Below are 23,138 nucleotides of genomic sequence, written 5' to 3'. Positions count from 1 at the left end.
AAGCAGACGGTGCCGGCCCAGCCAGGCCCGCGCCGTTCGGGTTCAATCCTCTTTCTCCAAGGAGCTGGCCATGAATGTACGTCCCATGCACACCAAACGCCTTGCGGCATCCCTTTGCGCGGCTGGCCTGATGCTGGCCGCGGGAGCGGCCCAGGCGGCCGATCCGATCGGCCGCGCCGGCATCCAGGCGCAATATGAACAAGATGTGGCGGCTTGCAAGAACGGCAGCACCGGCCAGGAGCGCACCGCCTGCATGCGCGAGGCGGGCGCCGCCCGCGAGGAAGCCAACCGCCAGCGCCTGAGCGACGGCACCACCGACCAGCACCAGCAGAACATGCTGGACCGCTGCAATCGCCTGCCGGCCGATTCGCGCCAGGACTGCATCACGCAGATGACCTCTCCGACCCAGGTGCGCGGCAGCGTGCAGGGCGGCGGCGTGCTGCGTGAAACCGTGATCCAGGTGCCGGCTGGCACCGCCGGCACGGTGCCGCCGCCTCCGCCGCCGGTTGGCGCGCCCGGCATGGCGCCCGCTCCGGGCATGGCGCCGCCGCCGCCCGCGCCGATGCGCCAGTAACGGGCGATCGATGGCGCCAGGGGAGGGGCGATGCGTCCTTCCCCGCGCCCCGGCCGCCGCCACAATCAGGCAAAATGGCGGCTGTCGCCCTTACTTACGCATATCCATGTCCGACGTCATCGCCCTGATTTTCGACTTCGACGACACGCTGGCCTCGGACAGCACGTCCGGTTTCCTGGACAGCATCGGGGTGGACACGGCGTCCTTCTGGAAAGACCAGGTCGATCCGCTGCTGTCCAACCAGGACTGGGACCCGGTCCCGGCCTATCTCTACCAGATGATCCAGCTCTCGCGCGAGGGCAAGCATGGCCTCATCACGCAGCAGCGGCTGCGCGACTGGGGCGCGCGTCTCGAACTGCACGATGGCGTGGTCACGCTGTTCCAGCGCCTGCGCGCCGCGGTGCGGGCGGCGCAGCCGCAGGTGCAGCTGGAGTTCTACCTGATCTCCAGCGGCATCGGCGACGTGGTCCGCTCCACGCCCATCGCGCACGAGTTCACCGAGATCTGGGCCTCCGAATTCACCTACGGCGCCGACGGCGGCATCGAGTTTCCGCGCCGCATCGTCAGCTTCACCGACAAGACGCGCTACCTGTTCCACATCCAGAAGGGCATCATCGGCCGCGATTTCCGCAACAAGCCGTTCGAGGTCAACCGCAAGGTGCCCGAGGACCGCCTGCGGGTGCCGTTCGACCAGATGGTGTTCGTTGGCGACGGCTACACCGACATTCCGTGCTTCTCGCTGATCCGGCGCGCCGGCGGCTACGCCTTCGGCGTCTGGGATCCGAAGCACCGCGACAAGCGCAGCCGCGCCTGGGGCTTCATCGAGGAAGGCCGGGTGTCGAACCTGAACCAGGCGCGCTACGACGAGAACGCCGAGCTCTACCAGTGGCTCGAAGAGGCCGTGACCAGCCTGGCCGGCCGCATCGCGCTCAAGTCGCGGGTGTACCGTGGTTGAGCCGATCGCCATGGCGGCCGTGCCGCCCTGGACCGCGCAGGACGCCGAATTCATGACGCTGGCGCTGGAAGAGGCGCGGGCGGCCTATGACATCGGCGAGGTGCCGGTGGGCGCGCTGGTGGTCTCGGCCCAGGGCGACATCCTGGGGCGCGGCTACAACCGCACCATCATCGACCACGACCCCACCGCGCATGCCGAGATCGTCGCCCTGCGCGGCGCGGCGCGCGCCCTGGAAAACTACCGGCTGCCGGGCATCACCGTGTACGTCACGCTGGAGCCCTGCGTCATGTGCATCGGCGCCATGCTGCATGCGCGCCTGGCGCGGGTGGTGTTCGGCGCCTACGACCCCAAGACCGGCGCCTGCGGCAGCGTGCTGGACGTGGGCTCGGTGCCCAAACTCAATCATCACACCTCAGTCACCGGCGGCGTGCTGGCGGAACCCTGCGGCGAGCTGCTGCGCCGGTTCTTCCGCGAACGCCGCGCCAAGGAATCCATCGCATGAGCAACACCCGAGGCGCCAAGGCGCGCGGCGCCAGGGCGGCCGCCGCCCCGGCGCATGACCACGCCAGCCACGCGCACGACCACGATCACGAATGCGGCGAGGCCTGCGGCCACGACCACAGCCACGACCACGAGCCGGGCCACGTCCACAGCTTCCCGGACGCGCGCGGCATCTACCTGATCTCGCCGTCGTCGGCGGTGCGCGACCCGCAGACCGTCGAGCTGGCGCGCGAGCGCCTGGCCGCGCAGGGCTTCAAGACCGCGCTGGACCGCACCGCGCTGGCCGAACACCAGCGCTTTGCCGGCACCGACGCCCAGCGCCTGGCCAGCCTGACGCGCGCCGCCAAGCAGAAGCTGCCGATCGTCATGGTGACGCGCGGCGGCTACGGCATGGGCCGGCTGCTGCACCTGGTTGACTGGAAGGCCATGGCCGACAGCGGCAAGCGCTTCGTCGGCATGAGCGATTTCACCGCCTTCAACCTGGCGCTGCTGGCGCAGACCGGCGCGGTCAGCTACACCGGCGCCACCGCCATCTACGACTTCGGCGGCAAGAAGGTCGACGACCTGACCGAAGCGCTGTTCGGCGAAGTGATGCGCGGCGAGCTGGAAATCCTCAGCTTCGAGACCCAGGACGCCGACCCGGTCGATTGCCGCGGCATCCTGTGGGGCGGCAACCTGGCCATGCTGGCCTCGCTGATCGGCACCCCGTACATGCCGAAGGTGCGCGGCGGCATCCTGTTCCTGGAAGACGTGGCCGAGCACCCGTACCGCATCGAACGCATGCTGATCCAGTTGTGGCAGGCGGGCATCCTGGGCAAGCAGAAGGCCATCGTGCTGGGCCGCTTCTCGGACTACAAGCTGGCGCCGCACGACAAGGGCTACGACCTGCACGAGGTGGTGGCCTGGCTGCGCAAGACGGTCAAGGTGCCGGTGGTGACCGGGCTGCCGTACGGCCACGTGGCCACCAAGGCGACGCTGCCGATCGGCCAGAAGGTCGGCATCGCCACCGAAAAGGGTCTGGCCCACCTGGTGCTGGACGAACACCATCATTGACGCGGGCGGGCCGCAAGGCCCGCCGCGTGGCGTGCTTCACTTCTTGAACAGCCTGTCGACCAACGACTGCGCCTTCTGCTCGCCGCGGCGCTTGGCCTCGGCCTGCTCGGCGGGTGTCTGCGCGGCTTTGTTGCAGGCGCCGGCATAGCTGGGAAAGCGCGACGCGCATTCCTGCGCCAGCTTGCGCGCCCTGTCCCAGCTGTCGGTCTGCCCGTAGAAGGCAATGGCCTCCGGCCAGGCCAGGCCGGCATCCTTGAAATACTCGAAGCCCTGGTTCATGACCGCGGTGGCGGGTGCGCGCTGGCCCGAGCCCAGCAGATTGTTGGCGCGCAGGACATAAATGCGCCAGGCGCGGTCGCCCTCGGATTGCAGGTTGCGGTCCAGCAGGGCGGCGGCGCGGGCGGACGGCTTGCCGGGTTCGCCTTGCGCCATGCTTAGCGCCAGCAGCGGCAACGCCTGCTGTGCGGTCGGGCCGGAGGCGGCCTGGGCCGCGAGCTTGCGCGCCTGGACATAGTCCTGCGCCTGCAGCGCCTGTTGCGCGGCGTTGGCGCTCTGATAGTTCTTCAGCACGGTGGCGCTGCGACGTTGCGCGCGCGCCTTGTCCCACGGCGCGATGGTGGCCGCGGGGCGAGGCTTGCCGGCCATCAGCGGCGTGACCTGCCCGGTCAGCGAGGTCAGCCGCGCTTCGGTGCTGGGATGGCTGACGGTCAGCTTTTTCCAGATGTCGTCCAGGCCATTGCGCAGGTCTTCGCTGGCGCCAGCGAGGCCAGAGCTCAGCGACGCCTGCATCTCGGTCAGCGGCGCGACCTGGTTGCCCGAGGCCTTGGCTTGCTTGCGCGCATCCTGCGCGGCGGCCTGCTTGATCTGCTCGACCATGCGCTTGCGGTCTTCTTCCTGGATCCTGGCGTTGTCCGTTTCCCAGGTGGCCTGACGCTCCAGGAAGGCCTTGAACCCTTGCGTGTAGGAATAGCCCAGCCGCAGGCTGACGGTGGCGCCGAAGCGATCGGCGTTTTCCTCCTGCTGCCGGTTCCAGGCGGGGACCAGCACGTCCTTGCCGAAGGCATAGGAAGCGATCACGCTGTCCACCGGGCTCCAGCCCGTCGCGCTGCCGGCCTTTTGCGCCAGGGCCACGCCCAGCGCCGCCAGCGTGGCGACCTGGTCGCTGGTCGTATTGGCCGCTTCCAGCTGGTGATAGTCCAGGTAGATGTGGCCAAATTCGTGCGACAGGATGGCGACGATCTCGTCCTCGGACTCCGCGGACGACAGCCATCCGATCGACAGGTAGATATTGCCCGCGCCGGTGCTGTAGGCCTCCAGCGCCGGGGAAGCGGTGACGTACACCGCGCCTGGCCAGCCGGGCACGCCGGCGGCATCCTTGATACGGCCGAGCAGGCCGTTCAGGTAGCCCTGCATCTCGGGCATGGCAACCAGGCCCATGTGTTGCGCGCGCTGATTGCGAGCGTCGCGGTCGGCGTCGGGCCACTTGCGGTCGGTGGGGGCGGGCGGCAATTCCCCGGTCTTGAACGACAGGCCGGCGCCGGGCATGTTGGCACAGCCAGCCAGGACCATCGCCAGGGTCAGGGCCGCGAGGCGGGGCGCGTGATGGAAGGGCATCGCCATGTCAGCGGCAGGCATTTTCGCCGGCGCCGGCGGTGGAGCCGGTGGGACCGGGCACGCGCTTGACCACCGGGCCGCACTGCGCCGACGAATTGCGCGCCACGCGCACCTGCATGCTGTCCACCCAGTAGTCGGCGCCGTTCACCTTCACCCGGTAGAACTCTTCGCGGCTTTCCAGTACCGGCCACGGCATGCCCTGGCCATCGGATTGGGCGGCCGGCGTTCCGCCGCCCGGCTGTGCATAGAGCGGCAGCGGCTTGAGGCTGGCGCCGACGATCTGGTCGGCCGCCAGGGCCGGCGCGCCGTACAGGGCCAACGCCGCGAGGGCGGCGGCAATCATGGAGGAAGGCTGGATCATGCGGTTCTACTCCTGAGGTTTGGCGGAAGATTGCGGCGGCGCCGGGGGCGGGGTGGTCGTGTCCGCCTTGGGCTTGCCGCCGAGAAACTTGGTGACGGTGTCGGTCCAGCCGAGCCAGTGCGCGGCCAGCGCCATGACCGCCAGGTCGACAATGGGCAGGGTGCCGACGTCCACCCATTCCTGCGCAATCAGCACGATGTACATGACCACCAGCGAAGACAGCAGGATGGAGGCCGCCTTGCCCAGTGTCAGCGCCAGCGCGATCAGCAGCTTTTCCGCGACCTTGCGCGCCAGCCAGCGGCGGCAGGCGCGATCGGCGCAGATGGCGCGCAGCAGGCGCAGGCGCGTCAGCGGGCCGCGCGCGGCGCCCAGCGCGATCCACCGCGCGGGCCGCTGCGGCAGCATCTCGGTGCCCTCGGCCGGGGGCGTCGCCGCGGTCAGCCGCCATGATTTCGGCGGCACCAGCCAGCGTCTGGTCCAGCCATTGATTTCGCGCAGTTGCACGGCCAGCCACTGGGCCAGCCAGTGCAGGAAGTGCGCCGCCATGACGATGGGGATGCCCAGCAGCCACAGGATGTTGGGTGGCCAGATTTCCCATTCCAGCGCGCGCTTGTAGTGGTCCCGGTAGGTCAGCAGGTTGTCCAGCGCCATGGCGTGCATGAAGACCCCGGGGATCACGTCGTGCACGGGCGACAGCACAGTGTCGTTGAAGCCGCTCAACGCCGCGCCGATCATGACGTAGCGGTCCGTGAGCAGGTCCTCCAGGCGGGCCTGGTCGGTATCGGCGGCGCGCAGTTCGGACAAGGTCAGCGTGCGGGTGTAGGGGCAGATCGGCTTGCTCGCCTCGGGGCCGTACAGCAGCCTGCGCACGTAACCCGGCAGCATTTCGGGATAGCCGCCGCGCGCCAGGCGGCAGTCGGGCGAGAAAGGCCGCTGGCCCAGGTTGTCGACCCCCCAGGTCAGGGCCATGGCCTCTTCGCCCTTGGGCAGCGCGATGCCGGCCACGTCCTGCGCCATCGCCAGCGCGGCGCTGCGCGTGTCGCCGTCGGACCAGAGCGGATAACTCCACACCAGCCGGTCGACCTTGCTGGCCGAATAGCGCACGTCCACCAGGGTGAAGCAGGGCGGCTGGCCGGCCGGCGTGGCCAGGCCATCGCGCAGCCGCAGTCCGCCATCGTCGCCAGGCAGCGCGGCCAGGAACACCGGCACGCCGGCGTCCCGCAGCTCGCACAGGGCAGAGACCAGCTCCGGCAAGGTCGGGTCGTCCCGTTCGCGGCCGAAGGTGATGTCAAGGAAGATGGCGCGGGGCTTGTGGATCAGGCCGATATTGCGCAGCCAGCGGGCATGCGTGCGGTAGGGGACGGGCCAGGCGCCTTTTTGCGGATCGAGCGAATCGTCGTCGATCAGCACCACGGTGGTGTCGTTGCGATGCGCGGGACTGTAATAGCCGCCCACCAGCCGCGCCTGCAGTCGGGCAATGGCGTAGGTCAGCAGATCCGAACTGGGCGTCAGTCGGGGCGTCGCCCACAACATGGTGATCGCGACCAGCGCGGCGACGATCAATGAGCGGAAATAGAACTTGACGTTTCCGGAAGGCGGGGACGAATCGGTCACGGGACGGCGGCTAGGGGTTGAGTCAGCCTCCATGGCCCGGCGGGCAGGAAGCGCGCGTGTCGAGGGCGCAATGGTACCCGATTTAATACAAATTTTTACTTTAAGACAACAAATGGCACTCGACGCCAGCCCGAGCGCCACGCCTGTGCGCTTGCGTGGCAAGCTCCGGACAGATGGGCTTGGTACACTATCGGGTTTCGCCGCATCCGCTTTGGCCGCTGCGCGACCTCAAAACCAAGATTCCCCCCAAGACACCACCGTGATATCCACCGCCAATCTCACCATCCAGTTCGGTCCCAAGCCCCTTTTCGAGAACGTCAGCGTCAAGTTCGGGGAAGGCAACCGCTACGGGCTGATCGGGGCCAACGGGTCCGGCAAGTCGACGTTCATGAAGATCATCGGCGGCGACCTGGAGTCGTCGGCCGGCAACGTCTCGCTGGAGCCGGGCGTGCGCCTGGGCAAGCTGCGCCAGGACCAGTTCGCCTTCGAGGACCTGCGCGTGCTGGACGTGGTGATGATGGGCCACACCGAGATGTGGGCCGCGATGTCCGAGCGCGACGCGATCTACGCCAACCCGGAAGCGTCGGAAGACGACTACATGCGCGCGGCCGACCTGGAAGCCAAGTTCGCCGAATATGACGGCTACACCGCCGAAGCCCGCGCCGGCGAGCTGCTGCTGGGCCTGGAAATCGCCGTGGACCAGCACAACCTGCCGATGCGCGAAGTGGCGCCGGGCTGGAAGCTGCGCGTGCTGCTGGCGCAGGCGCTGTTCTCGAACCCGGACGTGCTGCTGCTGGACGAACCGACCAACAACCTGGACATCAACACCATCCGCTGGCTGGAAAGCGTGCTCAACAGCTACCAGAGCACGATGATCATCATCAGCCACGATCGTCACTTCCTGAACCAGGTCTGCACCCACATGGCCGACCTGGACTATGGCGAGATCCGCATCTACCCGGGCAACTACGACGACTACATGCTGGCCTCGACCCAGGCCCGCGAGCGCCTGGTGGCCAACAACGCCAAGGCCAAGGAACGCGTCACCGAACTGCAGGACTTCGTGCGCCGTTTCGCCGCCAACAAGTCCAAGTCGCGCCAGGCCACCTCGCGCCTCAAGCAGATCGACCGCATCAAGGCCGAGCAGGTCGTGGTCAAGCCCTCGTCGCGCCAGAACCCGTACATCCGCTTCGAGCAGAACAAGGTCATGCACCGCCTGGCGGTCACGGTCGAAGGCCTGTCCAAGTCCTACGACGCGCCCGTGATCCGCAACTTCTCGGCCATGGTCGATGCCGGCGAGAAGATCGCCATCATCGGCGCCAACGGCGTCGGCAAGACCACCTTGCTGCGCCTGCTGGCCACCGACCTGGCGCCGGACGCCGGCAGCGTCAAGTGGTCGGAAAACGCCGACCTGGGCTACATGGCCCAGGACGTGTCGGATCAGTTCCTGCAGACCGACATCAACCTGCTCGACTGGATGGGCGACCATCGCCAGCCGGGCGACGACGACCAGTCGATCCGTTCGGTGCTGGGCCGCCTGCTGTTCTCGGCGGACGACCTGCCCAAGGCGCCCAAGGTGCTGTCCGGCGGCGAAAAGAACCGCATGACCTTCGGCCGCCTGATGCTGGGCCGCCACAACGTCATGCTGCTCGACGAGCCGACCAACCACCTGGACATGGAATCGATCGAATCGCTGCAGTTCGCGCTGGAAAAGTACGAAGGCACGCTGGTGTTCGTCTCGCACGACCGCGAATTCGTGTCGGGCCTGGCCACCCGCGTGATCGAGATCCTGCCCTCGGGCGAGATCGTCGACTACCGCGGCGGCTACGAAGACTACCTGTCCTCGCGCGGTATCGAAGCCTGATCCCCCAAGCCTGATCCCCGCATCGAGGCGGCTGGCCGAATCCCGTTCAGCCAGCCGCAATCCTGCTGGGCTATCATCCGGGTAAACCCTGGCCCGTTGCGCCAGGTTCCACCCAGTCAGCCATGCCTCCCACACCTCATACCACGCCCGATGGCCAGCCCATCGGGACGTTCGCGTTGACCTCGCGCATCGTCGCGATCGCCTTTTTCACCTTCATCTGTTACCTGGCCATCGGCCTGCCGCTCGCGGTGCTGCCCGGCTACGTGCACGGCCAGCTCGGTTACGGCTCGGTGCTGGCGGGGCTGGCCATCAGCGTGCAGTACGTAGCCACGCTGCTGAGCCGCTCGCACGCCGGCCGCATGGCCGATACGGTCGGACCCAAGCAGACCGTGGTGATCGGCATGGCGGCCTGCGCCGCCAGCGGCGTGTTCCTGCTGCTGGCCTATGCCTTTGAGCGCAGCGCCTGGCTCAGCCTGGGCGCCATCATCGTCAGCCGGCTGGCGCTGGGCTTCGGCGAAAGCTGGGTCGGCACCGGCTCGGCCACCTGGGCGATTGCCCGGGTCGGCCCGCTGCACACGGCGCGGGTGATCTCCTGGAACGGCATCTGCACCTACGGCGGGCTGGCGCTGGGCGCGCCGCTGGGCGTCTACCTGGAAACCGAATGGAGCATGGGCGCGCTGGGCGGCGCGGTGCTGCTGCTGGGCCTGGCCGGCCTGGGGCTGGCGCTGGCGCGGGCCGCGGTGGCCATCGTCGGCGGGCATCGCATGGCCTTCAAGAGCGTGGTGCTGCGGGTGTTCCCGCACGGCATGGCGCTGGGGCTGGGCTCGGTCGGCTTTGGCACGCTGGCGGCCTTCGTGGCGCTGTACTACGCCAGCTTCTCGTGGGAGGGCGCGGCGCACGCGCTCAGCGCGTTCGGCTGCGCCTTCATCGGCGTGCGCCTGCTGTTCGCCGGCACCATCACGCGCTTTGGCGGCTTCAAGGTGGCGCAGGTGTCGTTCCTGGTCGAGGCCGCCGGCCTGGCGCTGCTGTGGCTAGCGCCCAATCCCACCGCCGCGCTGGTGGGCGCGGCCCTGACCGGCTGCGGCTTCGCGCTGGTGTTCCCGGCCATCGGCGTCGAGGCCGTGGCGCGCGTGCCGGCCGGCAGCCGCGGCGCCGCGCTGGGCGCGTATTCCGCCTTCCTGGACCTGGCCCTGGGCGCCACCGGCCCGGTGGCGGGCTACATCTCGGGCGGCTTCGGCTATCCGGCGATCTTCCTGGCGGCGGCGATGTCGGTGCTGCTGGGCTTCCTGATCGCATTCGGACTGCAGCGCCACGCCAGCCGCGCGCAGGCGGCGGCCTGAGGTGCTTTGTTTATAACCACAAGTCTTAAGAACATTCGATATTGATCGTTTGGATTCATATAACGAATTGTTAGATTAGGCCCGTTCCCCAACGCGCGCCCACGATTCGTTCCATGAACCTGACTTTCGACCACGTCCACAAGCACTTCGGCGACCTGCCGGTCGTCGACGGCTTCACCAGCGAATTCAAGACCGGCGAGCTGGTCGCGCTGGTCGGCCCGTCCGGCTGCGGCAAGTCGACCCTGCTGCACCTGGCCGCCGGCCTGGAAAAGCCCACGCAAGGGCAGGTGCTGGCTGACGGCAAGGCCGTGACGGGCCCGCATCCCAGCCGCACGCTGGTGTTCCAGGAACACGCGCTGTATCCGTGGCTGACGCTGGAAGACAACGTGGCGCTGGCGCTGGAATTCCAGAAGACCCCCAAGAAGCGCGCCCGCGAGGCGGCGCGCGAGTGGCTGGCGCGCGTCAGCCTGGCCGGCTTCGAGCACTATTACCCGCATCAGGTGTCCGGCGGCATGCGCCAGCGCGCCGCGCTGGCCCGCGCCTTCATCGCGCAGCCGCAGACCATGCTGATGGACGAACCCTTCGGCGCGCTCGACGCGCTGACGCGCCTGGCGCTGCAGGACGTGCTGCGCCAGCTGATCGCGCAGGAAAAGCCCACCGTGCTGCTGGTGACTCACGACGTCGACGAGGCGCTGTTCCTGGCCGACCGCATCGTGGTGTTCAGCCCGCGTCCGGCGCGGGTGCTGCGCGAATTCAACCTGGCCCATCGCGCCAAGAGCCACGACCTGTCCGACCTGGCCGCCGAGAAGCGCGAGATCCTGCGCCTGCTGGGCATCGCCGTCGGCGGTTCGTCGGCCCACGCCGACCTGGCGCTGGCGGCCTGATTCCCTGATTTTCCGGTTTACGGACGGCGCCACCGGCGCCGGCCATCCTCGATTCCCTGGAGCTTTTCCCATGAAATTCAAGCAATGGCTGTCCCTGCCGCTGGCCGCGGCGCTCCTGGCGGCGGCGCCCGCCATGGCCGCCGAGAAATTCCGCGTCGGCTACCTGCGCGTGATGGACGATGCGCAGGCCATCGTGGCGCAGGAGGGCGGCTACTACAAGAAGGCCGGCCTGGATTCCGAGCTGATCGAGTTCAAGTCGGGCACCGACCTGATCAAGGCCATCGTCGGCGGCCAGCTGGACATCGGCGTGCTGGGCTTCACCAATGCCGTGGCCTGGGCCTCGAAAGGCGCGGACCTGAAGGTGGTGGGCGGCGCGCAGCAGGGCTACCACTCGCTGATCGTGCGCGACGATTCGGGCATCAAGGACATCGCCGGCCTGAAGGGCAAGACGCTGGCCTCGCAGGCCGAGGGCAGCACCGCCGACGTGGTGCTCAAGGGCGTGGTGCTCAAGCAGGGCAACCTGGGCGCGGACGACGTCAACGTGATGGGCGTGAGCCCGGCGGTGGCGGTGCAGTCGCTGGTGGGCAAGCGCGTCGACGCGGCCTTCCTGTTCGAACCCTACGACCGCATCGCGCAGCTGGTGGCGCCGGTCAAGCAGATCTACGAAGTGGGCCAGGCCTGGCCATTCCCGTGCATGGTGGTGATCACCTCGGGCGAGACGCTGGCCAAGCGCAAGGATGACGTCTGGAAGGCGCTGGACGCTCAGAACCAGGCCATCGCGCTGCTGCAGAAGGAACCGGCCCAGGCCTCCAAGCTGATCGCCTCGTACTTCATCGCCGAGCCCACGCTCAAGACCCTGAACCGTGGCGAGCTGCCGCGCGAGACGGTGATCGCCGAGGCCATCAGCACGCAGGTGTTCACGCCCAAGCTGACCGAGAAGGACACCAAGCGCATGCAGGAGATCGCCGACATCCTGCAGGCCCAGGGTTCGCTCAAGACGCGCGACGGCAAGCCGTACGACGTCTCCAGCATCGTCGACCTGTCCTGGCAAGAGGCTCGCAAGCTTTGAGCGCATCGACCCGTGTGACCGGCGCCCGCAAGCATCTGGCGGGCGTGCTGGGCGTCCTGTTCATCCTGGCGCTGTGGCAGGCGGCGGCGTTCGCCTTGCCCGACTTCCTGATGCCGGGCGTGCCGGCGGTGCTCGAACGCCTGTTCGAAGACCTGGGCAAGCAATCGTTCCACCAGAGCCTGATGGGCACGCTGGGCCGGCTGGGCGCGGGCTACGGCCTGGCGCTGGCGGCGGGCATCGGTTTTGGCCTGGTGGCGGCAGTGCTGTTCTTCTTTCGCGAAGTGCTGCGCAGCGCCATCGTCATCCTGCAGTCGATTCCGTCGATCGCCTGGGTGCCGCTGTTCCTGATCGTGATGGGCTTCGGCAGCACGCCGATCATCGTGGTGGTGGCGCTGTCGGCGTTCTTCCCGGCGGCCCTGAGCGTGATGAACGCCACCGAGTCGGTGCAGCGCGTGCACGTCTCGGCCGCCCGCGTCATGGGCGCCACGCCCTGGGGCCTGGTCAAGCGCGTGTACCTGCCGGCCGTCATGCCCGAGCTGATCACCGGCGCCCAGCTGGCGTTCGGCAACGCCTGGCGCGCGCTGATTTCGGCCGAGATGCTGATCGGCTTCGGCAAGGGCCTGGGCCGTTCGCTGGCCTATTCGGGCGAGATCGCCGACATGACCGGCGTGATGACCAACATCCTGGTCATCGCGGTGCTGGCCGCGCTGATCGACCAGTTCGTGCTCGAGAACCTCAAGCACCGGCTGCTGCGCTACCAGTACGTGTGAGGCCAGGGATGCGGCGCGTGTTTTGTCTCCTGATCGGCGTATCGGCCTTGCTGTCCGCGGCCAGCGGCGCGGCGCCGGCCGACGGCCTGGCGGCCGCGCGCCAGCGCGGCGAGCTGGTGGTGGGCGTGCCGTACCTGGCGCCCGCGCCGGCGGCCGGCGCCAAGATCCGCACCCCCGAAGGGCTGGACCTCGCCATGGCCGAGAAGCTGGCGCAGGATCTGGGCCTGCCGTTCAGCCTGCGGCAGGTGGCGGCCGCCGACGCGGCCCGCCTGCTGGCCGCCGGCGAGGTCGACGTGGTGCTGGCCGACCGCGCGCAGCCGGGGCAGGCGCTGCCCGCGTCGCTGGCGGCGGTCGCCACCGGCTACGCCGCGCGTCCCAAGGCCGTGATCCGCAGCGATACCCGCATGCGCCAGGGCAGCGATGCCCGCGGCCGCAGCGTCTGCATGGCCGAGGCCGCCGTCGGCGCGCAGGCGCTGGCCCGCAGCTGGGGCGCGGTGGTGCGCACCTACCGCGTGCCGTCGGACGCGCTGGTGGCGGTGCGCGAAGGCGGCTGCGACATCGGCCTGGTCGACGACGCGGTGTGGGAGCCGCTGATGCGCTTTCCCGAATGGAAGAAATTCTCGGCCACGCTGGGCGCCGACGGCGCCCGCCAGGAACGCGTGTGGCTGCTGCCGGCGGCCGACACCGCCACGCAGGCCTGGCTCGATGCGCGCATGCGCGAATGGGCGCGGGCCGGCGCCTGGAAGGCCCTGCCGGCCAAGTGGGCGCGCGACGTGGCCTTCGACGTCTACCTGGACCAGGAAGTCGCCGACTGCCACGGCTGAGGCCCGCGCGCCGGAGCCGTCCGTCCTGGCCGCGCCAGGCGCGGCCGGGGTCCGGCCTGGATCCGGCCCTTACAATGCCGGGCTATGACCACCACCTTGACCGCTGTCTGCTCGCACGAGGAAGACATCAAGAAAAGCCGCTTCGTCGCGCATGCCGCGCCCGTCTCCAGCATCGACGAGGCCATGGCGTTCTTCGCGGCGCACAGCGACCCCGAGGCCACCCACAACTGCTGGGCCTACCGCATCGGCCAGGAATACCGCTTCAATGACGATGGCGAGCCCGGCGGCACGGCCGGACGCCCGATCCTGCAGGCGATCGAAGGGCAGGGCATGGACCGCGTGGCGGTGCTGGTGGTGCGCTGGTTCGGGGGCGTCAAGCTGGGCGCCGGCGGGCTGGTGCGGGCCTATGGCGGTTGCGCCGCCAACTGCCTGCGCAACGGTCCGCGCGCCGAGATCGTGGACCTGGCCACGGTGGCGTGCGCCTGCGGCTTCGCCGAGCTGCCGCTATTGAAGTCGCGGCTGGCGCAGGCCGGCGCGGTGATCGTGCAGGAGGATTTCAGCGCCGACGGCGTGGCGTTGCGCTTCACGGTGCCGCGCGACGCCGTGGCCGACCTGGAGATGACGGCGGCCAACATCACGCGCGGCCGCTCGGCCTGGGAACAACTGGCGTGAAAAACACAAGGGCCCCGAGGGGCCCTTGCGCATCACGCGTCCTGGCTGTCCTGGGCCGCGGCGATTTCCTGGTGGACCTTTTCCATGTCCACTTCCTTGATCTTGGCAAGCAGCTCATTGAGCTGGCCGCCCGACAAGGCGCCCGGTTGCGAGAACAGCAGGACCTTTTCACGGAACACCATCAGCGTGGGAATCGAACGGATGCCCAGCGCGCCGGCCAGTTCCTGCTCGACGTCGGTGTTGACCTTGGCGAACGTGACGTCCGGATGCTCGGTGGCGGCCTGCTCGAAGACCGGGGCGAAACCGCGGCACGGGCCACACCAGGGCGCCCAGAAGTCCACGATCAGGGTGCCGTCCGGCGTGATGGCTTCCTGGAAAGTGTCTTTGGTCAGTTCAACAATACTCATTTTGGATCCTTGCCGCTGGCGCGGCGCAAAAAGTCGATATCTGCGGCGCGGGGGAGGCATGCCCCGAACCGGATTCGGCGACGCGGTATTGCCGGTCCTGCCAGTCCATAGTAGAGCGGGGACCGGTCACGTCGCAATGGTTGGCGCTGTGGCGAGCGCAGTCTGCGGGGCTTGCGGGGCTGACGGCGGGGCCGCCGGCCTCACGCCGCGGTTGTTGTGGACATGCCGTCGCGCTGCTTGAGCGCGGCGACGATCTCGAAGGAACGCAGGCGATCGGCGATATCGAAGAAATCGGACACGATCATGACTTCGTCGGCTTCCGTTTCGGCCACCAGGGCCTCCAGCCGGCGCTTGACGGTCTCGGGGCCGCCGACGATGGCGGCGCCCAGGCGCTGGTTCACGGCCTCGCGTTCCCACTCGTTCCAGAGCCCGTCCATGCTGTCGACCGGCGGCTGCAGCTGCAGGCGGTTGCCGCGCACCAGCGACAGGAACTTGAGTTGCTGCGTGGTGGCCTGGCGGCGGGCTTCCTCGTCGGTCGCCGCGGCGATCACCGGCACGCCGATCATGGCGTAGGGGCGGGCCAGCGTCTCGGACGGTTTGAACAGGTGGCGATACAGGCGCATCGCCGCCATGCCCTCGGGCGAGAAGTGGCCGGCGAACGAGAACGGCAGGCCCAGCTCGGCCGCCAGCCGGGCGCTGAAGTCGCTCGAACCCAGCAGCCAGATGGGGATGTCCAGGCCTTCGCCGGGAATCGCGCGCACCGGCTGGCCGGGACGCGAGGGCGCGAGAAATCCGCGCAGTTCCTCGACCAGCGCCGGGAATTCCAGGCCGCTGCGCGGACCGCGGCGCAGCGCGTGCTGCGTGGCGCCGTCGCTGCCGGGCGCGCGGCCCAGGCCCAGGTCGATGCGGCCGGGGTACAGGGTTTCGAGCGTGCCGAACTGCTCGGCGATGATCAGCGGCGCATGGTTGGGCAGCATCACGCCGCCCGAGCCGACGCGCAGCGTCGAGGTGTGCCCGGCGATGTGGCCGATCAGCACCGCCGTGGCGCTGCTGGCCACGCCGTTGATGTTGTGGTGCTCGGCCAGCCAGAAGCGCTTGTAGCCCAGGCGTTCAACGTGCTGCGCCACTGCCACGCTGTTGCGGAAGGCGTCGGCGGCATCGCGGCCTTGCACGATCGGCGCCAGGTCCAGCACCGAGAAGGGGATACGGGCGAGGGTGCTCATGCGCGGCGCTCGCGGCGGCGGGGACAGGAGGAATGCGGGGTGTGGCGAGACAAGGTCGGCTCCATAGTCTTATATACATGGGGAGTGTATCGGCGAATTCAACCGCCTCCGACAGCAACCATGAGGGCCGGCGGGTTGATAGCGGACCTCAATGGCGGCGATTGGCTGGGGCAGGTGCGGACCCTGCCGGCTTCACCGGTGCGCCTGTCACTGTCGGGGTTCCGCGTCGCACTTGCCGCGCTTTGGCGAGACGTGGGCAGGCGATTCGCGAGATGATGCGGTTTTCTTCGATATCCGCGGGAGACACGCATGGGCGCCACCGGCAACAACCACCAGATCGACAACATCGAATTCAACGTCGCCGACATCGCGCGCAGCAAGCGCTTCTATGGCGACGCCTTCGGCTGGTCGTTCACCGACTACGGGCCGACCTACACCGAATTCACCGATGGTCGCCTGAAGGGCGGCTTCACCACCGGCGAGCCGGTGCGCCCGGGCGGGCCGCTGGTGATCCTGTACGCCGACGACCTGGCTGACGCGCAGCGCCGCGTGACGGCGTCGGGCGGCCGCATCAGCCGCGAGGCCTTCGATTTCCCCGGCGGCCGCCGCTTCCACTTCGCCGACCTCGATGGCTATGAACTCGCGGTCTGGACCGCCGTGGCCTGACGGCGGGGACGCGCGCCGGCATGAAAAAACCGCCGCCTTCCGGATCGGAAGCGCGGCGGTTTCGCATGGCGCGTCTGGCGGACGTTATTCCGGGAAGAATGCGTAGCGGATCACGAACAGGATCGCCACCAGCCAGGTGGCCGGATGCACGTCGCGCACGCGGCCCGTGGCGGTCTTGAGCACCACGTAGCTGATGAAGCCGAAGGCGATGCCGTTGGCGATGGAGTAGGTGAACGGCATCACCAGCGCGGTCAGCGCGGCCGGGGTGGCTTCGCAGACGTCGTTCCAGTCGATGTCGATCAGCTCGCGCATCATCAGGCCGGCCACGTAGAGCAGGGCGGGCGCGGTGGCGTAGGCGGGCACGGCGCCGGCCAGCGGCGAGATGAACAGCGCGGCCAGGAACAGCAGGGCCACGACCAGGGCGGTCAGGCCGGTGCGGCCGCCGGCCTGCACGCCCGAGGCGCTTTCGACGTAGGCGGTGGTGCTGCTGGTGCCCAGCATCGAGCCGGCGACGATGGCGGTGCTGTCGGCGAACAGCGCGCGGCCCAGGCGGTTGGGGCGACCCTCCGGCATCAGGCCGGCGCGCTTGGCCACGCCCACCAGCGTGCCGGTGGCGTCGAACACCTCGACCAGCACGAACACCAGGATGACGTGCACGAAGCCGGTGTGCAGCGCGCCCAGGATGTCCATCTTGAACAGCGTCGGCGCCAGGCTCGGCGGCGCCGCGAACACGCCCTTGAATTCGTTGTAGCCCAGCGCCATCGACAGCACCGTGACCACCAGGATGCCGATCAGGATGGCGCCGCGCACGCGCAGCGCGTCCAGCGAGGCGATGATGAAAAAGCCCAGGATGGCGAACAGCGGTCCCGGCGTGGTCAGGTCGCCCAGCGTCACCTTGGTGGCCGGATGCGCGACCACGATGCCGGCGCTCGACAGCGCGATAATGGCCAGGAACAGGCCGATACCGGCGGCGATGGCGCTGCGCAGCGAATGCGGAATGCCCTTGACCAGCCAGACCCGGATGCCCGAGATGGTCAGGATCAGGAAGATCACGCCCGAGATGAACACGGCGCCCAGCGCCTGCTCCCAGGTGTAGCCCATGGTCTTGACCACGGTGAAGGCGAAGAAGGCGTTCAGCCCCATGCCCGGCGCCATGCCGATCGGCCAGTTGGCGATCAGCGCCATCACCAGCGAGCCCAGCGCGGCGGCCAGGCAGGTGGCGACGAACACGGCGTTGCGGTCCATGCCGGTGGACGACAGGATGTCCGGGTTCACGAAGATGATGTACGACATCGTCAGGAATGTCGTCAGGCCGGCCACGATCTCGGTTCTCGCGGTCGTGCCGTGTTCACGCAGGTTGAATAGCTTCTCCAGCATTCTTATCCCCAGGGTGCTTGCAGGCTCGGTTTGTCGGGAGGGGGCGTTGCCGCCCTCGGTCATTTTGTAAACGGGCGTATTTTCGCATCAGTTGTAAACTCTGCCGCCATGATTATTCTCGGCTTTGAAAGCTCCTGCGACGAAACGGGCGTCGCAGCCGTCTGTACGGAACGCGGCCTGCTCGCGCACGCCCTGCATACCCAGATCGCCATGCACCAGGAATACGGGGGCGTGGTGCCCGAACTCGCCTCGCGCGACCATATCCGGCGCGTGGTGCCGCTGACCCACCAGGTGCTGCGCGAAGCGGGCCTGGAAATGTCGGACATCGACGCGGTCGCCTACACCGCGGGTCCCGGCCTGGCCGGCGCGCTGCTGGTGGGCGCCAGCGTGGCGCAGTCGTTCGCCTGGTCGCGCCACCTGCCGGCCATTCCCATCCATCACCTCGAAGGCCACCTGCTGTCGCCGATGCTGGCCGATCCGCGGCCCGAGTTTCCCTTCGTCGCGCTGCTGGTGTCGGGCGGCCACACGCAATTGATGCGGGTCGACGGGGTGGGGCGCTACGAATTGCTGGGCGAAACCCTGGACGACGCCGCCGGCGAAGCCTTCGACAAGTCCGCCAAGCTGATGGGCCTGGGCTATCCCGGCGGTCCGGCGCTGGCGCGCCTGGCGACGCAGGGCGATGCCACGCGTTTCGACCTGCCGCGCCCCATGCTGCACAGCGGCGACCTGGATTTCAGCTTCAGCGGCCTGAAGACCGCCGTGCTGACCCGGGTCAAGGCCACCGAGCAGGACGGCGGGCTGAATGAACAGACCCGCGCCGACCTGGCCGCGGCGACCCAGGCCGCGATCGTCGAGGTGCTGGCCGCCAAGTCGATCCGCGCCTTGAAGCAGACCGGCCTGCGCCGCCTGGTGGTGGCCGGCGGGGTCGGCGCCAACCAGCTGCTGCGCGCCAAGCTGGCCGCCGCGCTCAAGCCCTTGAAGGCCCAGGCCTATTTCCCGCCGCTGGCGCTGTGCACCGACAACGGCGCCATGATCGCCTTCGCGGCGGCCGAGCGGGTCAAGGCCGGGCTGGTGACGCTGGACCCGGACGCCCACGGCTTCACCGTGCGGCCGCGCTGGGACCTGGCCGATATCGCCTGACCGAGACAGGCAATGAAAAAGGGGGCCGCAGCCCCCTTTTTTTCATCCCGCGCCGCGGCGGCCATGCCGGCCCGCCGGACGGGGCGTCACTTTTTCTTGCCGCCGATGCGGCTTTCGGTGCCTTGCACCAGGCGCGTGATGTTGGCGCGGTGGCGGTAGAACAACAGCACGCCGATGATGGCCAGGGCCACGCCCATGGCCGGCTGGGCATGCCAGGCCAGGCCCGAGCCGAACACGTAGTAGACCGGGGCGAAGAACGCCGCCACCAGCGAGGCCAGCGACGAGTAGCGGAAGAACACCGCGATGATCAGCCAGGTGGCCGCCGTGGCGACCGCCAGCCAGGGCTGGATGGCGACCAGCACGCCCAGGGCGGTGGCCACGCCCTTGCCGCCCTTGAAGCCCAGGAAAATCGGATACAGATGGCCCAGGAAGGCCGCCACGGCCACCGCGGCCAGGGGGGCGGGGGCGATGCCGGGGGCCAGCTTGACCGCCAGCCAGACGGCGAACCAGCCCTTGGCGGCGTCGCCCAGCAGGGTCAGGGCGGCGGCGGTCTTGTTGCCGGTGCGCAGCACGTTGGTCGCGCCGGGGTTCTTCGAGCCGTAGCTGCGAGGGTCCTGCAGCCCCATGAGTTTGCTGACCACCACGGCGAACGGCACGGAGCCGATCAGGTAGGCCAGCAGGATGAGCGCCGCGGTGAACGCCAGGGACGGTTCGGTGATCGCCATGTTCTAGAGGGGTCCGTTGTTATCGTGCAGTTGTCTCGGTGGCTGCGGATTCTACCCCGGTCGCCGGCCGGGCCGGGTACGGGTATGCGAGCGGGTCATCGGGGGACAGGTGGACGGGGACATGCCGGCGCCTTCCGCGGACGGTACAATCCAGCCGGTCCACCCGCGTTTTATTTTCTTTCGGATGCACAATGCGAATTCTGGTTTCGAACGATGATGGTTACTCGGCCCCTGGGCTCGAAGCGCTGGTCAAGGCGCTGGAAGGCCTCGGCGATCTGACCGTCGTCGCGCCCGAGACCAACCACAGCGGCGCGTCCAATTCCCTGACGCTGAACCGCCCGCTGTCGGTGCGCACCGCCTCCAACGGCTTCATCGCCGTCAATGGCACGCCGTCCGACTGCGTCCACGTCGCCCTGACCGGGCTGATGGACACGCGCCCCGACCTGGTGGTGTCCGGCATCAACAACGGCGCCAACATGGGCGACGACACGCTCTATTCGGGCACCGTCGCCGCCGCCAGCGAGGGCTACCTGTTCGGCATCCCGGCCATCGCCTTCTCGCTGGCCGAGAAGGGCTGGGAGCACATCGACTCGGCCGCCCGCGCCGCCCGCCTGGTGGTCGAGCGCCACCTGGCCCAGCCGCTGGCCGCGCCGGTGCTGCTGAACGTCAACATCCCCAGCCGCCGCTTCGACGACATGCACGGCTTCGAGGTCACCCGCCTGGGCAAGCGCCATCCGTCGCAGCCGGTGGTGCGCACCACCACCCCTTACGGCGACACGGTCTACTGGATCGGGCCGGTGGGGCAGGCCGCGGACGCCACGCCGGGCACGGATTTCCACGCGGTGGCGCAGGGCAGGGTGTCGGTCACGCCGCTGCGCCTGGATCTGACCCAGCACGGCCAGCTCGAAGAAATCCGGACCTGGGCGGAGCCGCTATGCGCCGACGCATAAGCCAGCCGGACGTTTCCCAGGCCGTGCCCGGGCGGCCCAGCCCGGTCCGCTACGATTCCGGACGGCTCAGTCCCGGCGTTACGCCGGCCAACAGCAATACCCGCATTTCGGCCGCCACCCTGCAAAGCCAGGCCAAGGCGCCGACGCCGGCTGCCGGCGGCAACCTGGGGCTCAATTCCGATCGCCTGCGCCAGGCCATGGTGCAGCGCCTGCGCGGACAGGGCGTCAGCGACGAGCGCGTGCTCAATGCCATGGCCGCGGTGCCGCGCCACCTGTTCGTCGACGAGGCGCTGGCCAGCCGCGCCTACGAAGACGCGGCGCTGCCCATCGGCCACTCGCAGACCATCTCGCAACCGTGGGTGGTGGCGCGCATGATCGCCGCCATCTGCGAAGACCGCACGCCCACCCGCGTGCTGGAAGTCGGCGCCGGTTGCGGCTACCAGGCCGCGGTGCTGGCGCAGTTCGTGCGCGAGGTCCATTCCATCGAGCGCATCCGCGGCCTCTACGAGCTGGCGCGCGAGCATCTGCGCGCCTTGCGGCTGACCACGCGGATCCGCTTGATCTACGGCGACGGCATGCTGGGCCTGCCCGGCGTGGCGCCGTTCGATGCTATCGTTGTGGCTGCCGCCGGCCTGACCATCCCGCAAGCGCTGCTCCTGCAGCTGGCGCCGGGTGGACGCCTGATCGCTCCCGAAGGGGGCTCGAACCAGCGCCTGGTGCTGATCGAACGCACGGGCGCGGCCAGCTGGAAACGAACTGAATTAGAGGCCGTGCGCTTTGTGCCGCTGCGTGCCGGAATACAATCTTGAGCAAACAGGAGAAACGTATGCTCAACGGGCAGTTGCAACTGACCGATATGACCCTTGGCGTGTCCATGACGCGCCTGCGCCGCCCGCTTTTCGTGGCGGGCGTCCTCAGCCTGGCCATCCTGGCCGGCTGCGCTTCCAAAGGCACGCGCGCGCCGGTCGTCGACCTGGCCGGCGGGCAACCGGCCGCCGCCGCCCAGCCGGGCGGCAGCTACGTCGTCAAGCCGGGCGACACGCTCTACAAGATCGCTCGCGCCAACAACGTCGATGTCGAGAACGTCAAGCGCTGGAACAACCTCAGCGACCCCAACCAGATTTCGGTCGGACAGGTGTTGAAGATGTCCGGTTCGTCGGGCGGCGGCGCGCAACCCGCGCCCATCGCCAGCACCAAGCCTCAGCCGCGTCCGCTGGACCAGCCCGGCGACACCTCGGCCACCGCCACGGCGTCGCTGCCGCCGCCCACGCCGACCCCGGCCGAGAACAAGCCTGTCACCCGCGCCGCCGATGCCGGCGTGATCAACTGGGCCTGGCCGGCGGGCGGCCAGATCATGCAGGGCTTCAACAACAACAGCAAGGGCATCGACATCGCCGGCGCGCTGGGCGACCCGGTCAACGCCGCGGCGGATGGCAAGGTCATGTACAGCGGCAACGGCGTGCGCGGCCTGGGCAACCTGATCATCGTCAACCACCAGAACGGCTTCATCACGGCGTACGCGCATAACCGCACGCTGCTCGTGAAGACCGGCCAGGACGTCAAGCGCGGCGCCAAGATCGCCGAAATCGGCCAGAGCGACACCACCTCGCCGCGCCTGCATTTCGAGATCCGCCGCCAGGGCACCCCCGTGGATCCGATGCAGTACCTGCCCGCCAAATGACGCCCACCCTGGTATTCGACCTCGAGACCATTCCCGACGCGGACGGCCTGCGCAAGCTCAACGGCTGGAGCGCCGACGTCCCCGACGCCGAAGTGGTCGAGCGCGCGCTGACCGCGCGCCGCGAGGCCGTGGGCCACGACTTCCTGCCGCTGCACCTGCACAAGGTCGCGGTGGTGGGTTGTGTGTTCCGCGACGACCAGGGCTTTCGCGTCAAGACGCTGGGCCAGCCCGACGATCCCGAAGCCGCCTTGCTGGCCGGTTTCTTCAAGACCATCGAGCGCTACACGCCCAAGCTGGTCAGCTGGAACGGCTCGGGCTTCGACCTGCCGGTGCTGCACTATCGCAGCCTGATCCAGGGCGTGCCCGCGCCGCGCTACTGGGACATGGGCGAGGAAGACCGCGATTTCAAGTTCAACAACTACATCTCGCGCTATCACTCCCGCCACACCGACCTGATGGACCTGCTGGCCAAGTACAACGGCCGCGCCAACGCGCCGCTGGACGAACTGGCCAAGCTGTGCGGCTTCCCGGGCAAGCTCGGCATGGACGGCAGCAAGGTCTGGGAGGCCTGGAGCCAGGGCCGCGCCGACGAGGTCCGCGCCTATTGCGAGACCGACGTGGTCAACACCTGGCTGGTGTATTGCCGCTTCCGCTTCCTGCGCGGCGAAATCGACCGCACCGCCTACGATGCCGAAATCGCGCTGGTGCGCGATACGCTGGCGGCCAGCGACGCGGCGCACTGGAAGGAATACCTGGCGGCCTGGGACGCCAGCTGAGCGATGCGCGCGGCGTGCGCGATAGGCGCGACGGACGGGGCCCGCTGGGCCCCGTTTTCACGTCCGGCAGGGGCGCAATCGACTGAAACATAGCTTGC

At 68.7% G+C, this 23,138-nt stretch carries 24 protein-coding genes; 17 read left to right on the top strand and 7 right to left on the bottom strand.

The features are described from left to right. The first annotated feature begins 70 nt into the window (after positions 1-70). The 4 genes from AOZ53_RS08010 (at position 71) to AOZ53_RS07995 (ending at position 3,083) form a co-directional block, all read left to right on the top strand. Positions 71-574 (top strand): hypothetical protein, encoded by a 504-nt coding sequence (locus AOZ53_RS08010; RefSeq protein ID WP_231689845.1) that lies wholly within the window; start codon positions 71-73, stop codon positions 572-574. Positions 575-680: 106 nt separating this feature from the next. Beyond that, positions 681-1,529 (top strand): HAD family hydrolase, encoded by an 849-nt coding sequence (locus tag AOZ53_RS08005; protein WP_054477100.1) that lies wholly within the window; start codon positions 681-683, stop codon positions 1,527-1,529. 10 nt (positions 1,530-1,539) lie between these two features. Further along, positions 1,540-2,031, top strand: a complete 492-nt coding sequence (tadA, locus tag AOZ53_RS08000) for a tRNA adenosine(34) deaminase TadA (RefSeq protein ID WP_054431340.1) — start codon at positions 1,540-1,542, stop codon at positions 2,029-2,031. Next, complete coding sequence (locus AOZ53_RS07995) at positions 2,028-3,083, top strand: LD-carboxypeptidase (RefSeq protein WP_054431341.1); 1,056 nt, start codon at positions 2,028-2,030, stop codon at positions 3,081-3,083. The genes tadA and AOZ53_RS07995 overlap by 4 nt, the downstream gene beginning before the upstream one ends. A 36-nt stretch (positions 3,084-3,119) precedes the next feature. Here the strand turns inward: AOZ53_RS07995 and AOZ53_RS07990 are convergent, their stop codons facing one another. The 3 genes from AOZ53_RS07990 to AOZ53_RS07980 are packed head-to-tail and all read right to left on the bottom strand — an operon-like array spanning position 3,120 to position 6,672. Next, entirely contained in the window at positions 3,120-4,718 is a 1,599-nt protein-coding gene (locus tag AOZ53_RS07990; protein ID WP_231689846.1) for a M48 family metalloprotease, read from the bottom strand. Then, the gene (locus AOZ53_RS07985) at positions 4,705-5,058 is read right to left on the bottom strand and encodes a hypothetical protein (protein WP_054431343.1); all 354 of its coding nucleotides are present in this window, start codon (positions 5,056-5,058) and stop codon (positions 4,705-4,707) included. The genes AOZ53_RS07990 and AOZ53_RS07985 overlap by 14 nt, the downstream gene beginning before the upstream one ends. 6 nt (positions 5,059-5,064) lie before the next feature. Then, positions 5,065-6,672, bottom strand: a complete 1,608-nt coding sequence (locus tag AOZ53_RS07980; protein WP_197286464.1) for a CHASE2 domain-containing protein — start codon at positions 6,670-6,672, stop codon at positions 5,065-5,067. Between the two features lie 259 nt (positions 6,673-6,931). Between AOZ53_RS07980 and AOZ53_RS07975 the strand changes: the two genes are divergently transcribed. The 7 genes from AOZ53_RS07975 to AOZ53_RS07945 all read left to right on the top strand — a co-directional run bounded on the left by AOZ53_RS07975 (position 6,932) and on the right by AOZ53_RS07945 (position 14,095). Further along, positions 6,932-8,536, top strand: a complete 1,605-nt coding sequence (locus tag AOZ53_RS07975) for an ABC-F family ATPase (protein ID WP_054431345.1) — start codon at positions 6,932-6,934, stop codon at positions 8,534-8,536. Positions 8,537-8,658: 122 nt separating this feature from the next. Then, positions 8,659-9,876: an MFS transporter gene (locus AOZ53_RS07970; protein ID WP_054477107.1), complete on the top strand. Its 1,218-nt coding sequence runs from the start codon at positions 8,659-8,661 to the stop codon at positions 9,874-9,876. Between the two features lie 113 nt (positions 9,877-9,989). Further along, the gene (locus AOZ53_RS07965) at positions 9,990-10,760 is read left to right on the top strand and encodes an ABC transporter ATP-binding protein (protein ID WP_054487488.1); all 771 of its coding nucleotides are present in this window, start codon (positions 9,990-9,992) and stop codon (positions 10,758-10,760) included. Between the two features lie 70 nt (positions 10,761-10,830). Next, entirely contained in the window at positions 10,831-11,829 is a 999-nt protein-coding gene (locus tag AOZ53_RS07960; protein WP_054417511.1) for an ABC transporter substrate-binding protein, read from the top strand. Further along, positions 11,826-12,599: an ABC transporter permease gene (locus tag AOZ53_RS07955; RefSeq protein WP_049073452.1), complete on the top strand. Its 774-nt coding sequence runs from the start codon at positions 11,826-11,828 to the stop codon at positions 12,597-12,599. Before AOZ53_RS07960 ends, AOZ53_RS07955 begins: the two co-directional genes overlap by 4 nt. An 8-nt stretch (positions 12,600-12,607) precedes the next feature. Next, positions 12,608-13,423, top strand: coding sequence for a transporter substrate-binding domain-containing protein (locus AOZ53_RS07950; RefSeq protein WP_054487486.1), 816 nt, complete (start codon positions 12,608-12,610; stop codon positions 13,421-13,423). A gap of 84 nt (positions 13,424-13,507) precedes the next feature. Next, positions 13,508-14,095 (top strand): IMPACT family protein, encoded by a 588-nt coding sequence (locus AOZ53_RS07945; protein WP_054431350.1) that lies wholly within the window; start codon positions 13,508-13,510, stop codon positions 14,093-14,095. A gap of 32 nt (positions 14,096-14,127) precedes the next feature. Here the strand turns inward: AOZ53_RS07945 and AOZ53_RS07940 are convergent, their stop codons facing one another. Both AOZ53_RS07940 and AOZ53_RS07935 read right to left on the bottom strand, forming a co-directional pair. Further along, a complete protein-coding gene (locus AOZ53_RS07940) occupies positions 14,128-14,502 on the bottom strand; it encodes a thioredoxin family protein (protein WP_006394697.1) in 375 nt (124 codons plus the stop codon). 200 nt (positions 14,503-14,702) lie between these two features. Then, the gene (locus tag AOZ53_RS07935; RefSeq protein ID WP_054431351.1) at positions 14,703-15,725 is read right to left on the bottom strand and encodes an LLM class flavin-dependent oxidoreductase; all 1,023 of its coding nucleotides are present in this window, start codon (positions 15,723-15,725) and stop codon (positions 14,703-14,705) included. A gap of 309 nt (positions 15,726-16,034) precedes the next feature. Here AOZ53_RS07935 and AOZ53_RS07930 point away from each other — a divergent pair, with 309 nt between their 5' ends. Continuing rightward, the gene (locus tag AOZ53_RS07930) at positions 16,035-16,391 is read left to right on the top strand and encodes a VOC family protein (protein WP_054477113.1); all 357 of its coding nucleotides are present in this window, start codon (positions 16,035-16,037) and stop codon (positions 16,389-16,391) included. Positions 16,392-16,475: 84 nt separating this feature from the next. On the opposite strand, the gene AOZ53_RS07925 is transcribed toward AOZ53_RS07930, so the two are convergent. Then, positions 16,476-17,768: an NCS2 family permease gene (locus AOZ53_RS07925; RefSeq protein WP_054431353.1), complete on the bottom strand. Its 1,293-nt coding sequence runs from the start codon at positions 17,766-17,768 to the stop codon at positions 16,476-16,478. Positions 17,769-17,876: 108 nt separating this feature from the next. Here AOZ53_RS07925 and tsaD point away from each other — a divergent pair, with 108 nt between their 5' ends. Further along, positions 17,877-18,908, top strand: a complete 1,032-nt coding sequence (tsaD, locus tag AOZ53_RS07920) for a tRNA (adenosine(37)-N6)-threonylcarbamoyltransferase complex transferase subunit TsaD (RefSeq protein WP_054487483.1) — start codon at positions 17,877-17,879, stop codon at positions 18,906-18,908. Between the two features lie 86 nt (positions 18,909-18,994). On the opposite strand, the gene plsY is transcribed toward tsaD, so the two are convergent. Further along, positions 18,995-19,633, bottom strand: coding sequence for a glycerol-3-phosphate 1-O-acyltransferase PlsY (gene plsY / locus AOZ53_RS07915; protein ID WP_054487481.1), 639 nt, complete (start codon positions 19,631-19,633; stop codon positions 18,995-18,997). A gap of 191 nt (positions 19,634-19,824) precedes the next feature. Between plsY and surE the strand changes: the two genes are divergently transcribed. From surE to AOZ53_RS07895, 4 genes are read left to right on the top strand one after another with little or no spacing between them, the layout of a single operon-like run. Then, the gene (gene surE / locus AOZ53_RS07910; RefSeq protein ID WP_054431356.1) at positions 19,825-20,583 is read left to right on the top strand and encodes a 5'/3'-nucleotidase SurE; all 759 of its coding nucleotides are present in this window, start codon (positions 19,825-19,827) and stop codon (positions 20,581-20,583) included. Next, positions 20,568-21,392 (top strand): protein-L-isoaspartate(D-aspartate) O-methyltransferase, encoded by an 825-nt coding sequence (locus tag AOZ53_RS07905; RefSeq protein WP_054431357.1) that lies wholly within the window; start codon positions 20,568-20,570, stop codon positions 21,390-21,392. The genes surE and AOZ53_RS07905 overlap by 16 nt, the downstream gene beginning before the upstream one ends. 17 nt (positions 21,393-21,409) lie before the next feature. Next, complete coding sequence (locus tag AOZ53_RS07900) at positions 21,410-22,264, top strand: peptidoglycan DD-metalloendopeptidase family protein (protein WP_054477118.1); 855 nt, start codon at positions 21,410-21,412, stop codon at positions 22,262-22,264. Next, a complete protein-coding gene (locus tag AOZ53_RS07895) occupies positions 22,261-23,040 on the top strand; it encodes a 3'-5' exonuclease (RefSeq protein ID WP_006394707.1) in 780 nt (259 codons plus the stop codon). The genes AOZ53_RS07900 and AOZ53_RS07895 overlap by 4 nt, the downstream gene beginning before the upstream one ends. Positions 23,041-23,138: the final 98 nt, after the last annotated feature.

The sequence above is a fragment of the Achromobacter sp. 2789STDY5608621 genome, assembly GCF_001299375.1.
In the GTDB taxonomy this organism is placed as follows: domain Bacteria; phylum Pseudomonadota; class Gammaproteobacteria; order Burkholderiales; family Burkholderiaceae_B; genus Achromobacter; species Achromobacter insuavis.
This window is presented reverse-complemented; position numbering and strand designations above follow the sequence as displayed.

What these genes read in the sequence shown, in the direction of transcription:
- AOZ53_RS08010 (WP_231689845.1), top strand. Translation starts at nt 71, where the DNA reads ATGAATGTACGTCCCATGCACACCAAACGCCTTGCGGCATCCCTTTGC.
- AOZ53_RS08005 (WP_054477100.1), top strand. Translation starts at nt 681, where the DNA reads ATGTCCGACGTCATCGCCCTGATTTTCGACTTCGACGACACGCTGGCC.
- tadA (WP_054431340.1), top strand. Translation starts at nt 1,540, where the DNA reads ATGGCGGCCGTGCCGCCCTGGACCGCGCAGGACGCCGAATTCATGACG.
- AOZ53_RS07995 (WP_054431341.1), top strand. Translation starts at nt 2,028, where the DNA reads ATGAGCAACACCCGAGGCGCCAAGGCGCGCGGCGCCAGGGCGGCCGCC.
- AOZ53_RS07990 (WP_231689846.1), bottom strand. Translation starts at nt 4,718, where the DNA reads ATGCCTGCCGCTGACATGGCGATGCCCTTCCATCACGCGCCCCGCCTC.
- AOZ53_RS07985 (WP_054431343.1), bottom strand. Translation starts at nt 5,058, where the DNA reads ATGATCCAGCCTTCCTCCATGATTGCCGCCGCCCTCGCGGCGTTGGCC.
- AOZ53_RS07970 (WP_054477107.1), top strand. Translation starts at nt 8,659, where the DNA reads ATGCCTCCCACACCTCATACCACGCCCGATGGCCAGCCCATCGGGACG.
- AOZ53_RS07965 (WP_054487488.1), top strand. Translation starts at nt 9,990, where the DNA reads ATGAACCTGACTTTCGACCACGTCCACAAGCACTTCGGCGACCTGCCG.
- AOZ53_RS07960 (WP_054417511.1), top strand. Translation starts at nt 10,831, where the DNA reads ATGAAATTCAAGCAATGGCTGTCCCTGCCGCTGGCCGCGGCGCTCCTG.
- AOZ53_RS07950 (WP_054487486.1), top strand. Translation starts at nt 12,608, where the DNA reads ATGCGGCGCGTGTTTTGTCTCCTGATCGGCGTATCGGCCTTGCTGTCC.
- AOZ53_RS07945 (WP_054431350.1), top strand. Translation starts at nt 13,508, where the DNA reads ATGACCACCACCTTGACCGCTGTCTGCTCGCACGAGGAAGACATCAAG.
- AOZ53_RS07940 (WP_006394697.1), bottom strand. Translation starts at nt 14,502, where the DNA reads ATGAGTATTGTTGAACTGACCAAAGACACTTTCCAGGAAGCCATCACG.
- AOZ53_RS07935 (WP_054431351.1), bottom strand. Translation starts at nt 15,725, where the DNA reads ATGAGCACCCTCGCCCGTATCCCCTTCTCGGTGCTGGACCTGGCGCCG.
- AOZ53_RS07930 (WP_054477113.1), top strand. Translation starts at nt 16,035, where the DNA reads ATGGGCGCCACCGGCAACAACCACCAGATCGACAACATCGAATTCAAC.
- AOZ53_RS07925 (WP_054431353.1), bottom strand. Translation starts at nt 17,768, where the DNA reads ATGCTGGAGAAGCTATTCAACCTGCGTGAACACGGCACGACCGCGAGA.
- tsaD (WP_054487483.1), top strand. Translation starts at nt 17,877, where the DNA reads ATGATTATTCTCGGCTTTGAAAGCTCCTGCGACGAAACGGGCGTCGCA.
- plsY (WP_054487481.1), bottom strand. Translation starts at nt 19,633, where the DNA reads ATGGCGATCACCGAACCGTCCCTGGCGTTCACCGCGGCGCTCATCCTG.
- surE (WP_054431356.1), top strand. Translation starts at nt 19,825, where the DNA reads ATGCGAATTCTGGTTTCGAACGATGATGGTTACTCGGCCCCTGGGCTC.
- AOZ53_RS07905 (WP_054431357.1), top strand. Translation starts at nt 20,568, where the DNA reads ATGCGCCGACGCATAAGCCAGCCGGACGTTTCCCAGGCCGTGCCCGGG.
- AOZ53_RS07900 (WP_054477118.1), top strand. Translation starts at nt 21,410, where the DNA reads ATGCTCAACGGGCAGTTGCAACTGACCGATATGACCCTTGGCGTGTCC.
- AOZ53_RS07895 (WP_006394707.1), top strand. Translation starts at nt 22,261, where the DNA reads ATGACGCCCACCCTGGTATTCGACCTCGAGACCATTCCCGACGCGGAC.